The organism is Pseudomonas sp. NY5710 (assembly GCF_013305665.1).
Taxonomy (GTDB): Bacteria; Pseudomonadota; Gammaproteobacteria; order Pseudomonadales; family Pseudomonadaceae; genus Aquipseudomonas; species Aquipseudomonas juntendi.
On sequence record NZ_CP045554.1, the window covers coordinates 1,873,564 to 1,885,765 of the forward strand.

The window sequence follows — 12,202 nt, forward strand, 5'->3', positions numbered from 1 at the left end:
GGCTGCCGGCGGTGCGTGGGTTCACTCAGGCAACGTTCAGCTCGCAGAGCACCTGGCCGGCTTGCATGCGCACCAGCTGGTCGGCGACATCGAAGTATCGGTCGTCGTGGCTGATGACGATGATGGTCTTGCCCAGCTTCTTGAGCTCCGGCAGCAGCTCGGTGTAGAACACCCGGCGGAACGTCGGGTCCTGGTCTGCGGCCCATTCATCGAACACCAGCACCGGGCGCTCCTCCAGCCAGGCATTGATCAGCGCCAGGCGCTTGCGTTGCCCGGTGGACAGGTCGGTGGTGCTGAACACGCCGTCGCGCACGCTCACCTTGTGCGCGATCTCCAGGCGCTTGAGGTAGGTCTGGGCGCTGTCGGGGACCTGCTGTGGGCCCATGGCCGGGTCTTCGAACAGGTAGTAGTCGGCGAAGATGGTGGTGAACAGCTGGCGGTAGTCGTCGCGGTGCTGCGCGTCGATGGCCTGGCCGTCGACGCGGATCTCCCCTTGCTGCGGCGCATACAGCCCCAGCAGCAGCTTGATCAGGGTGGTCTTGCCGCAGCCGTTCTCACCGACGATGAAGACGATGTCGCCCTGTTTGATTTCCAGGTTCACCGGGCCCAGGGCGAACGGTGCGCTGCCTTCAACCGGCGGGAATGCGTAGCGCACGTCGCGCAGTTCCAGGGTGGCGAGGCCGGTCATCTGGCTCTTGCGGTCCTGCAGCAGCAGGTGCGGCTCGGGCGAGGAAAACTGCTCGGACAGCTCGGCGATGCGGCGGAAGGCGACCTGTGCCCGGCTGACGATCGGCAGGGTGCCGACCAGGTGCTCCAGCGGGCCCTTCATGTACAACAGCACCAGCACGAAGCCGCTCATCACCGAGGCGTCCGCGGCCGGCCACAGCGACTGCAGCACCAGCGCCACGCCGATCACCACGAAGAACAGCATGGAGCCGAAGCTCTTGGCCACGACGAAGGTGTTGATCGAGCGGATCTGGGTGTCGCGGATGCGGTCGGCGGTGCCCTGGATGTGGCTGCTGAACATGCGCTGGCGGCGTGGCCGGTGGATGCGCAGCTCCTTGGCGCCGGCGGCGATGGCGTGGTAGTGCTTCTGCAGCTCGTCCTCGGCATCGCGCGCGGCCAGGAAGCCTTTCATGCCTTTGGCCCGGGCCAGGTACTGGGCGCCTGTGCCCAGGGCGATGGCCACCAGCATCAGCAGGAACATCGGCCATGACAGCAGGGCGAGGTAGCCCAGGCAGCCCAGGGTCACGGTCATGGAGATGGCCAGGGGGGCGAAGGCGAAGGCGAAGTCGCTGATGGTGTCCACGTCATGGGTCAGTACCGGTATCAGGCGGTGACTGCGGTAACGCTCGATCTGCTCGATGGGCGCAGACAGCACCTTCTCGCCCAGTTCCTTGCGCAGCGAGGCGATGATCGACTGGCCGACGCGGTTGGTGCCAAGGTCGGAGAAGATCGAGCTGGCCAGCGCCACCAGGCACAGCCCGGCAAATAGCCACACCGCTCCCTGGCCCAGGCCGCTCTGGGCATGCAGCGCGCGGTTGATGGTCGCCAGCAGGACGGTGATGCTCAGGCCACCGACCACGCCCAGCAGCACGGCACCCAGTACGGTGTATTTGAACGGGCGCAGCAGGGTGAACAACTCCCGTAGGGCGCTTTTAGGTTGCGGTGACATGGTGTACTCCTTGTGACGCATCAAACGCTGGTTAGCGTGCATAAGTGCCGGAACAGGTGTCAGGCCGCGGTCATGACCTGCTCGAAGGCCGCCAGAAACGCCTGCATCTGCTGCGGTGTACCCACGGTCACGCGCATCCAGTCGGGCCATGCCGGAAACACTCGCCCGACCCGGACCTTGCGCCGGGCCAGGGCTTCGATGACCGGTTGCGCAGGGCGCCCGAGCTGCACCATGAAGCAGTTCGCCTGGGCGTCCGTGCAGCGGTAGCCGGCGGCGCGCAGGTGCTCGGTGGTGCTGTGCAGGATCTGCTGGTTGGTGCGTTTGCGTTCGCTGACCAGGTCGGCCTGCTCCAGGCTGGCGATGCCGCCCAGGGAGGCTGCCAGGGAAATGAAATTGCGCCCGTTGAAGCGCTGCAGCGCGGTCAGCACGGCAGGCCTGGCGATAGCCAGGCCCAGGCGTGCGCCGGCCATGCCATACAGCTTGGAGAAGGTGCGCAGGACCATCACGTCGTCGTGCTGCACGGCCAGGTCCAGGCAGGGCGGGGCATCGCTGAAGTGGATATAGGCCTCGTCGATGATCGCCAGGCAGCCAGCGGGCTTGTGCGTGACCACCTGCTCAATGTCGGCGCGTGGGGTGAGGGTGCCCGTGGGGTTGTTGGGATTGCACAGGTAGATCACCCCGGCATTGCGGTCGGCGGCCAGCATGGCGCGTGCATCGTGGGCGTGGCGGGCATCGAGGGGCACCTCGTGCACGGCGGCGCCGACGCTGCTGGCGCCGGCCGCCACCGAGTCGTAGGTCGGCGCGGCGGTGACCACGCTGCGCGGGCCGGCGTATTGGGCCAGCGCGTATTGCAGGGGTGAGCGCGAGCCGCAGAACACCGCCACGTGATCCTCGGGGATGCCGTTCTGCCGGGCGAACAGTTCGATCAGGCGGACCTGTTGTTCGTAATAGTAACGTCCGCTCTGGCGGCCGCCCTGTTCCAGGGCCTTGACCGCCGAAGGGCTCGGGCCGTACGGGCTTTCGTTGTAGTCCAGGCGCACGATGTCGTCGCCAAGGACCGGGTCCGGCGCGGGGCCGGCAGGCAGTTGCGCGGCCCAGGCAGGCAAGGCGGGGGCGACACTGGCCAGCGCAGCGGTGGTGACGAAGCGTCGTCGGCTCAAAGCACTCATGGGGTTGCTCCTTGGGTCAGTCCTTGTGGTCAACGTCCAGGTCGCGGGCTACGCGAAAGCCCAGCCAGTCACCGCGCACCTGGGGTTCGCGTTCGTTGCGGTTGCCGGAGCGCGAGAAGATCGCCGGCTCGCTGTAGTCGTTGCCGCGGATCTGCCGATGCCCGCAGTTGCCGCCGGTGGTCCAGGCGCTGCCATCGGTGGGTGCGCCGACATAGTCGGTGTGCCAGCAGTCCTCCAGCCATTCGTAGACGTTGCCGTGCATGTCGTACATGCCGAAGGCGTTGGGCGGGAAGCTGCCGACCGGCGAGGTGAACGAGAAGCCGTCGGCCGGGCCGTAGACGTTGGCGTGCTTGCTGATGGTGTACTCGCCTTCCTTGTCGAACGGGAAGGGGAACGAGCCCGTGGAGCCGGCACGGGCGGCGTATTCGCGTTCCGCTTCGCTGAGCATGCGGTAGGGCTTGCCGGTGGTCTTGGCCAGCCAGGCGATATAGTCGCGGGCCTCGAACCAGGTCATGCACACGGCCGGTTGGCGCGGGCCCTGGGCATAGTGGGGCTTGCCGTTCTGGCACAGGCGGCCGGGGCGCAGGTCGCCATCGGGCAGCACGGTCTTGGTGGCCTTGGCATAGGCTTGCCACTGCGCGGCGGTGATGGTGAAGCGGCTGACCGCGAAGGGGCGGGCGAAGGTCACCGTGTGCAGGGGATTTTCGTCGTCCTGCCTGCCGACTTCGTCATCGGGGGTACCCATGACGAAGCTGCCGGCGGGCAGCACGACCATTTCCGGGCAGTGCTTCTTGCAGTCGGTGAAGACTTTGCCGGGTTCGGTCGGGTCGGCGGCCAGCGCATGCGCCGACAGCGAAAGGCATCCTAGGGCAAGCAGCAGGTCAAGGCGTTTCATGGTTGTCCTTGTAGTTGAGTGACAGGCGTGTTGGCCGGCTTGGCGGCCTTCTGGACGGTGTCCCACACACGCAGGAAGTTGCCGCCCCAGAGCTTGGCGATGTCTTCGTCGGAGTAGCCGCGCTGGATCAGCTCGGCGGTGACGTTGCGGCTTTCGCCGACGTTCTGGTAACCGATCACGCCGCCGCCGTCGTTGAAGTCCGAGCTGATGCCGACGTGGTCGATGCCGATCTTCTTCACTGCGTAGTCGATGGAATCGACGTACTCGGCCAGGGTGGCCTCGGGCTCCTGGCCGAGGATGTCGTAGAAGGGGGTGAGGAATTCGCCGAACTTCTTCTCTGGCCAGATCGAGAACACCGGGTCCGTGGTGGTGCCCATCTGCGTCTGGTTCTGCACGTCGGGCAGCCCGTAGCGTTCGCGCAGGGCGTTCATCCGGGCGATGGTTTCGCGCGAGAACGGCTTGAGGTACTTGGAGTAGGCGACGATGTTGACCAGGCCGCCGGTGGCCTTGATGTGGGCCAGGTCGGCGTCGCTGAGGTTGCGGCGGATGTCCATCATGCCCTGCACACCCGTGTGCGAGGCGATCACCGGGGCGTGGCTGAGCTGGGTGACCTGGGTCAGGGCCTGGCTGGACATCTGCGAGACGTCGATCACCACGCCCAGGTCGTTGAGCTTGGCCACGGCGCGGCGGCCCAGCGGTGACAGGCCGCCCAGCGGGTCGGTCGAATCGCCCAGGAAAGGCAGCGGGCGTGCCGAGTCCACCCAGCTGTTGTTGCCCACGTAGCCGGGGCCGAACACCCGCACGCCGCGCGCGGCCCACAAGTCGAGCTTGTCGACGTCGTCGCCCAGCGGAGCGGCGTTGAGCATGCTGATGACGATGGCGAACTTGCCCTCGTCGGCCAGGCGGCGGAAGTCTGCCGGGGTGTAGGCGATGCCGGCCTGGTTGGGGAAGTCGCGGGCGATGCCGGTGATGATCTTGTAGCGCACCTCCAGCTCGTTGGCCATGGCGGCCTGGAAGCCGGCAGTGGGGCGGTGCGGCCAGTTCGGCCCGCTCCAGAACTCGGGCCAGGACCAGATGGCGATCGAGGCGCCGCGCAGGCGTGCCTTGCCGGCCTTGACCAGGTCGAACTGGGTCGGGCCGTCGCGGTTGGCTTCACGGCCATCGGTGCCATAGTTCAGGGGCACGTCCAGGTGCCCGTCCAGCGCCAGGATGCGTTCCTGCAGGGCGTTGGCGCGCTGCACGATGGCGCGGCTGTAGGGGTGCGCCGGCAGGTACACCCAGTACCACCAGGCGCCGCTGCCCGCAGCGGCCAGCAGCAGGACCAGGGCCAGTAGCCACGGCCACTTGCGCGAGAAAAGGAGGTGTTTCGTCATTGCCATTTCGACCCGCCTGGACGACGGCCCCATGCCGTTCGAACTTGTTGGGTGATACGAGTCGATGGCGGAAGAATTTACCAAACGCCTAAATCGCCTTTGTGACCATTCGTTTTCGCTGGAGTAGTCACGTCATGAGTACAGTGGATGAAGGTGTCACGCCGAGGAATGCTGGCAGGGCTTGTGGCCGCCGGCGCAGTGCTGCCCACGGGTTATTTCGCCTGGCAGAAATGGGACGAAGCCCAGGAGGCGGAGCTGGCCAGCGACGAACCGGCGGTGCCGGTGGACGATGTGCCCAATGCGCTGCTGGGCGAGCGCCTGACGGGTATCTGGGAGTGGCAACTGGTAGAGGGCGATGTGGCGCTGCACGAGCTGGCGCGGCCGCGGGAGCTGCTGCTGGACGTGGGGCAGGGAGCCCGGGCCGTGCGCGGCTACCTGGGCCTGCCGCCCTATGCCGACGGCATGCAGGTGTATGCGCCGCTGGCCGCCGAGCGCCTGCCGCACCTGCGCCTCAAGCTGATCTCGACGAGCGGCCAGGGTTACGATTGCGAAGCGGTGCTCGATGAGATCTGGGGGGACTGGAGCCAAGGCGGTGGCGGTGCCACCCTCAGCGGCCAGGTACGCCTGGCCGGTGTCCAGGCGGGGTTTTCCGGGCCCCAGGGCCGCTTCGTCGCCCGTCGTCGGCCTTTCGTGCCGGCGCGTGAGCGGCTGGCCTTCGTTCCGGCGCTGCACGAGCAACTGATTTCGCCGGGGTGGCGCTACTTTCACCAGCTCTGGCATGCCACCCGTGACCGCTGGCACCGCATTGACGAGTCCCGGCGCCAGGCCTTGCGTGGCCTGGGCTGGCAGGCCGGGCCGCTGGGCAAGGAGCGCAATGCCCGTGGCCATGACCGCCACCTCAACGGTTCGGGCGAGGACTTCCTGTTCATGCACCGGCACATGCTGCATGGCGTGCGCCAGGTGCAGGACCTACGTTCGTGGCCGTGCCTGCCGGCGCCGCGCCCCTTCGTGGGCGAGAACCGGCAGGCGTTCGCCGACTACATGAACAACGTCACCGGCTACAGCGTGCCGCCTTGCTGGCAGGCCGACGACGATGACCACTTCAACCAGTGGCTGTACTACATCAAGAGCCGCGAAGGCCTGTACGCCAACTTCCAGCTGTGGGAAGCGCAACTGCACGACCCCGAGTACCTGAGCACGCTGTGCCTGGGGGAGCTGGGCTCGCGCATCGAACTGGGCATCCACGACTGGCTGCACATGCGCTGGGCGGCCATGGCCCAGGACCCGAACACCGGCTGGCCGATGGCCTATGCGCGGCGCAACCATGACTTTTCCGAGCGCTGGTTCGGGGCGGGCAACGATTTTCTCGGCGACCCGTTCTCGTCCCACGTGAACCCGGTGTTCTGGGCTTTCCATGGCTGGCTCGACGACCGCCTCGAGGACTGGTTCCTGGCCCATGAGCAGGCGCACCCCGGGGAAGTGCGGCGCTTGACCGTCAACGGCATTCCCTGGTTCGCGCCGGGGCGCTGGGTACGCGTGGCCGAGCCGTGGCTGGGGCCGTCCAGCGAAGGCTGCGGCGCCTGGGGCAAAGGCAATGGTGGTGGCAGCCAGCTGGACATCGAGACCATGAAGCTGGCGCTGCAAGTAATCTTCAGCCCGGAACAGGAGGCCGAGCGGCTGATGAAGCGTGTGCCGCCAAGCCGGCCGTGGTTCGCCCGCTACCTGGCGCCGGGGCCGCGCAAGGATGGGCTGTAGCTGCGGCTGGCGCGGCCACCGCCCGGGCCTCACCGTTGCTGTGTCGCCCAGCCGCCGCCCAGGGCCTTGTACAAGGCCACGCTGGCTTGCAGGCGGTCCCTGCGCAGCTGCACGCGCTCGGCCTGGGCGTCGAACAGGCTGCTTTGCGCCTGCAGCACGCTGAGCAGGTCTTCTGCCCCGGCGCGGTAGCGGCTTTCGGCCAGGTCGAAGGCGCGCTGCGCCTGTTGCAGCGCTTGCTGTTGCCAGCGGGCCTGGCGGTCCAGGCCGTCGACACTGTTGAGCGCCTTCTCCACTTCGCCGAAGCTGGTTACCAGCACCCCGCGGTACGTTTCCAGCAGTTCTTCCTCACGCGCCAAGGCCTTGTCGCGCTCGGCGCGCAATTGGCCGTTGTTGAAGATCGGTGCGGTCAGGCCCGCGCCCAGGTTGAGTACCGGGTTGCGCAACAGGTCGGCGGCCTGGCGGTCGCCGGTGGCCAGGCTGGCGCTCAGGGTCAGCGTGGGGAACAGGGCCGCGCGGGCCACGCGCACGTCGGCCTGGGCCGCGGCCAGGCGCGCTTCGGCCGCGGCGATGTCGGGGCGGCGCGTGAGCAATTGGCTGGGGATGCCGGCATCGATGGCGGGGCCTTGCATCTGCTCGAAGGGCAGTGCCTCCAACTGCAGGTTCTGCACCGGCTCGCCGAGCAAGGTGGCCAGGGTGATGAGCGCGTCGCGGGCCTGCTGCCGGTACAGCGGCAACTGGCGCTGCTGGCCGGCCACCAGGCTCTGCTGCTGGGCCAGCTCCAGCGCGGTGGCGGAGCCGGCCTGGTAGCGGGTGCGGACCACGTCAAGGATTTTCTGCGCATTGCCCAGGTTCAACGTGGCGATACGGGTCTGCTCCTGCGCGGCCAGGGCTGCCAGGTAGGTGTCTGCCACCTGGCCGGCCAGGCTCAGCTCCAGGGTGTCGCGGTCCAGTTCGCTGGCCTGCAGGCTGTGGCCGGCGCTGTCGCGCGTGGCCGCGTTGCGCCCCCAGAAGTCCACTTCATAGCTGGCCGTGAGTGCCGTGTTGAAGTAATGGTAGGTGCGCTCCCTGCTGGAAGCGTCCAGTTCGCTGTAGCCCTGGCCCTTGAGCAGGCGCTGGCGATAGGCGTTGGCGCTGGCATCGAGCCGCGGCAGCAGCGTGCCGCCGGCGATGCGCACATCGGCGCCGGCCTGGCGCACCCTGGCCATGGCCGCCTTCAGGTCGTGGCTGCCTTGCCGGCTCTGGTCGATCAGGCGCGCCAGCTGCGGGCTGTTGAAGCTCGCCCACCAGCGCTCGATGTCCACGGCCTGCGCCTTGGGCACGGCCGGGCTTTGCCAGCCGGGCGGTGGGGCAACCGCGCTGTCCACCGGGGTGGTCTGGCTGCAGGCGCTGAGTAGCGCCAGCAGGGGGATCAAGGCAAACGGGGCTTTGGTCATGGGTTCATTCACTGGACAGGGCGGCCACCGGGTCGAGCCCGGCGGCCTTGCGGGCTGGCATGAAGCCGAAGATCACACCGGTGGCGACCGAGCAGGCAAAGGCACCGAACATGGCCAGGGCGGAAAACGCCACGGCCACCTGGGCCAGGTTCAGGCCTGCGCCGATCAGCAGGGCCAGGGCCACGCCGGTGACGCCACCGACCAGCGACAGCACCACGGCTTCGGTGAGGAACTGGCGCAGGATGTCGCGCTGGCGGGCGCCGGTGGCCACGCGGATGCCGATCTCGCGGGTGCGCTCGCGCACGGTCATCAGCATCACGTTCATCACCCCGATACCGCCCACCAGCAGCGAGATGGCGGCGATGGCCCCGAGCATCAGCGACAGGCCGTTGCGGGTCTGTGCTTCGGCCTGGATAAGGGCGGCGCTGTTGTCGATCTCGAAGTCCTGGATGCCACCGTGCAGGCTGGTCATCAAGCTGCGGATCGCCTGTTCCGCCTCGTGCACCAGGGTGCTGTCGGTGGCGGCGATGATCACATATTCGGGGTACTCGACGCCGGACAGGCGGATGCGCGCAGCCGAATAGGGAATGGCGATGCGCAGGTCGTTGCGCTGGTTGGCGCCGCTGGAACCTTTGCTGGCCAGCACACCGATGACCTGGAAGGGGATGTTCTCCACCAGGATGTAACGGCCGATCGGGTCCTGGCCGTCGGCGAAGAGCTTCTTTTTGACTTCGGAGCCGATGACCGCGACGGCAGCACCCGTGGCCATGTCGGTTTCGTCGAAAAAGCTGCCCTCGGCCACCGGCCAGTTGAGGATCGATGGAAACGCCGGGCTGTAGCCGCCGATGGTCGAGGTCATCTCGCCGTTGCCGTAGCGTACTTGGGCCTGCAAGGTGGTCGCGGCCATGATCGACTTGACCTGGGGTAGCTCGGCCAGGGCCTGCACGTCGCTCAGGCGGATATGGCCCGGTGGCGCGCGCGGGGTGGCCGGGGCGCCGTTCATGAACATGATGTTGGAGCCGAAGGCGCCGATCTGCGCCATCACCTGGCGCTTGCTGCCTTCGCCCACGGCCAGCATTACCACCACCGAGGCCACGCCGATGATGATGCCCAGCAGGGTCAGGGCGGTGCGCGTGCGGTTGGTCCACATCATCCGCCAGGCGGCCACCAGGGCGTCGCGGGTTTCGCCGAGCCAGGGGCTGCGCGCCTGGTTGGCGTGGGCCAGGCGCTGGCGCAGGGCGTCGGCCTGCAGGGCGCCGGGTTTGGCTGCAGGGGGCGGCTGGCCGACAGCGCTGTCACTGACCACCGCGCCGTCGCGCACCTCGATGATGCGCTGTGCGCGGGCAGCGACGTTGCGGTCGTGGGTGATCAGGATCACCACGTGGCCTTGCTGCGCCAGCTCGTCGAGCAGGGCCATGACCTCCGTGCCGCTGTGGCTGTCCAGCGCACCGGTGGGCTCGTCGGCGAGGATGATGTGCCCGCCGTTCATCAGCGCACGGGCAATCGACACTCGCTGCTGCTGGCCACCGGACAATTGCCGCGGGCGGTTGCCGGTGCGTTCGCCCAGCCCCAGGCGCCGCAGCAACACCTGGGCGCGTGCGGCGCGCGCGGCGGCGGGGGTGCCGGCGTAGATGGCCGGCATTTCGACGTTTTCCTGGGCCGAGGCCGAGGGGATCAGGTGGTAGCTCTGGAACACGAAGCCGAAGGCCTCACGGCGCAGCCAGGCCAGTTGGTCGTCATCGAGCTCGGCCACGTCCTGGCCAGCGAAGCGGTACTGGCCGGCGCTGGGCCGGTCCAGGCAGCCGAGAATGTTCATCAGGGTCGACTTGCCAGACCCCGAGGTGCCGATGATGGCGATGAATTCCCCGGCATGGATGCTCAGGTCGATGCCGCGCAGCACCTCCACGGTGGGGCTGTCGCCGCCGCCATAGGCCTTGCGGATGCCGCTCAGCTGGATCAGCGGTGTGCGCATGCTCAACTTCCGTTGCCGGTTGGGCCGATCAGCAGGCGGTCGCCTTCCTTCAGGCCATCGAGGATCTGCACCCGCAGGCGATCGCTGAGCCCGATGCGCACGGCGCGTTGCTGGACCTGGCCGTTGTCGGCGAGTACCTGGGCGGTGCGCTGGTCGGGTTGGTCTGGCTTGCCTGGCAGGGCGGCGACCGGGGCGGTGAGCACGTTCTGGGCACTGCCGGCGACGAAGAAGACCTGGGCGGTCATGTCGGCCATCAGTGCGTTGTCGGCGTTGTCGACGTCCAGCAGCACGGTGTACAGCACCACGCGCCCGGCGCCGCTGCCGGTGCCGCTGCTGGCCCCGGCCGGTGCTGGGCTGCCACCGCCCTGGCTGAGCTGGTCCAGAGGCTTGGGCGGGATCGGCAGGATCTGCCGCACGGTGCTGGTCCAGCGCCGGCCACCGCCACTGAGGGTGGTGAAGTAGGCTTGCATGCCTGGCTTGACCTGGCCGATGTCGGCTTCCGACACCTCGGCCCAGACGGTCATCGGCGACAGCCGTGCGATGCGCAGGATCAACGGCGTGCGCTGCTGGGCGTTGAGCGTCTGGCCTGCACGGGCGTCGACCGCCACCACGGTGCCGCTCATGGGGGCGTAGATGCGCGTGTAGCCCAGTTGAGCCTCGGCGCTGCGCAGGCTGGCCCGGGCCTGGAGGATCTGCGCCTGGTACTTGTGGATGCGCGCCTGGGTGGTCAGCACCTTGGCCTGGGCGGTTTGCACGTCTTCGTCGCGGGTGGCGCCATCGGCGGCCATGCGCTGCTGGCGTTGCAGTTGCTGCCTGGCCAACAGGTGTTCGGCCTGCTGTTCCTTGACCTGGGCTTCGAGGGTCTGGATGGCGTAGCGCTCGGCGTCCAGTTGCGCCTGCTGGGTGGAGGGGTCGATTTCCACCAGCAGTTGGCCCTGTTTGACCGTGTCGCCCACTTCCACGTGCAGCGTGCGGATCTGCCCAGAGGCCTGGGCGCCGACGTCCACATACTGGCGAGGCTGCAGGGTGCCCAGGGCGGTGACGCTGGATTCGATGTTGCCGCGCGCGACGCGCACGAAGGGGCGCTGTTCGGCGTCATTGCGCAGCAGTTGCCAGGCCGCCGCTGCAGCCACGGGAATGAGGCACAGCATGACGATTGCAGCGCGGCGGGTCAGGCGAAAGTAACTCTTGCGAAAGCAACTCATGCGAAAGTCCGGCCAGTGAGGGAAGGCTGCCGGTTAGACGAGGCTGGTGGGGCGAAATTTAGGGCCCTGCGCGGGGCGGGGCCAAGGGGCCGGGCGCAGCCCGCTACGGTGCTGCTCCGGCCTGGTCAACGGGGTTCAGCCGCCAAAGGTCAGGGTGCCCTTCATGACCGTGGCGTGGAAGGGATAGGAGCAGAAGTACACGTAGTCGTCACCCGGTTTCAGTGCCTTGGTATCCAGCGTGACAGACGCTTGCTCGTTGCCGCCGATCAGCTTGGTGTGCGCCAGCACCCGGGCATCACCCGGCTGGATGTAGTCATTGCCCTCACCGGCCTTGGCACCGTCGTCGGCCACGCCCTTGAGGTCATCTTTGCGGGTCAGCACCCAGTTGTGCCCCATTACGTTCCTGGGCAGGTTGCCCGGGTGCTTCAGGGTAACGGTGAACTGTTTGCAGCTGGCCGGCACGTGGATGGTCTTGAGGTCGTAGGTCATCTGGTCGGTGCCTTGGATGGTCACCGAGCATTGCTCGTCGGCGAAAACAAAGCCTGACAGCGTCAGTGCAGCCAGGGCTGCGGCAGTGCGAAACATGGTCTATCTCCATCGAGGTACGGACGACGCCGGCCTGGAATACCGGCGCCCACAGGTTGACCGAAAGACGAATGTGAAGTCGCCGGATTTAACCTGGGTGCTGCTTCGCCTCCAAGTCGCCGGGAACGATTGCGCTTTGC

Annotated in this window: 9 protein-coding genes; 1 reads left to right on the forward strand and 8 read right to left on the reverse strand. The window is 67.6% G+C overall.

Annotation, left to right across the window (positions count from 1 at the left end):
* Positions 1–25 precede the first annotated feature (25 nt).
* The 4 genes from GEV39_RS08370 to GEV39_RS08385 are packed head-to-tail and all read right to left on the reverse strand — an operon-like array spanning position 26 to position 5,112.
* Positions 26–1,675 carry a cyclic peptide export ABC transporter gene (locus tag GEV39_RS08370; RefSeq protein ID WP_173888228.1) on the reverse strand — a complete coding sequence of 550 codons (1,650 nt, stop codon included), beginning with the start codon at positions 1,673–1,675 and terminating at the stop codon, positions 26–28.
* Positions 1,676–1,734: 59 nt separating this feature from the next.
* Entirely contained in the window at positions 1,735–2,844 is a 1,110-nt protein-coding gene (gene ptaA, locus GEV39_RS08375) for a pyoverdine biosynthesis transaminase PtaA (RefSeq protein WP_173888230.1), read from the reverse strand.
* Between the two features lie 16 nt (positions 2,845–2,860).
* Positions 2,861–3,739 carry a dihydropyoverdine dehydrogenase gene (gene pvdO, locus GEV39_RS08380; RefSeq protein ID WP_173888232.1) on the reverse strand — a complete coding sequence of 293 codons (879 nt, stop codon included), beginning with the start codon at positions 3,737–3,739 and terminating at the stop codon, positions 2,861–2,863.
* On the reverse strand, positions 3,736–5,112 hold the full coding sequence (locus GEV39_RS08385) for a dipeptidase (RefSeq protein WP_173888234.1): 1,377 nt from the start codon (positions 5,110–5,112) through the stop codon (positions 3,736–3,738). The genes pvdO and GEV39_RS08385 overlap by 4 nt, the downstream gene beginning before the upstream one ends.
* A gap of 147 nt (positions 5,113–5,259) precedes the next feature.
* On the opposite strand from GEV39_RS08385, the gene pvdP reads away from it, so the two are divergent.
* Entirely contained in the window at positions 5,260–6,867 is a 1,608-nt protein-coding gene (pvdP, locus tag GEV39_RS08390) for a pyoverdine maturation tyrosinase PvdP (protein ID WP_173888236.1), read from the forward strand.
* Between the two features lie 29 nt (positions 6,868–6,896).
* On the opposite strand, the gene GEV39_RS08395 is transcribed toward pvdP, so the two are convergent.
* The 4 genes from GEV39_RS08395 to azu form a co-directional block, all read right to left on the reverse strand.
* Complete coding sequence (locus GEV39_RS08395) at positions 6,897–8,300, reverse strand: efflux transporter outer membrane subunit (RefSeq protein WP_173888238.1); 1,404 nt, start codon at positions 8,298–8,300, stop codon at positions 6,897–6,899.
* Between the two features lie 4 nt (positions 8,301–8,304).
* Complete coding sequence (locus tag GEV39_RS08400; RefSeq protein ID WP_173888240.1) at positions 8,305–10,272, reverse strand: MacB family efflux pump subunit; 1,968 nt, start codon at positions 10,270–10,272, stop codon at positions 8,305–8,307.
* Between the two features lie 2 nt (positions 10,273–10,274).
* On the reverse strand, positions 10,275–11,477 hold the full coding sequence (locus tag GEV39_RS08405; protein ID WP_173888242.1) for an efflux RND transporter periplasmic adaptor subunit: 1,203 nt from the start codon (positions 11,475–11,477) through the stop codon (positions 10,275–10,277).
* Between the two features lie 135 nt (positions 11,478–11,612).
* The gene (azu, locus tag GEV39_RS08410) at positions 11,613–12,062 is read right to left on the reverse strand and encodes an azurin (protein ID WP_173888244.1); all 450 of its coding nucleotides are present in this window, start codon (positions 12,060–12,062) and stop codon (positions 11,613–11,615) included.
* Between the last annotated feature and the right edge of the window lie 140 nt (positions 12,063–12,202).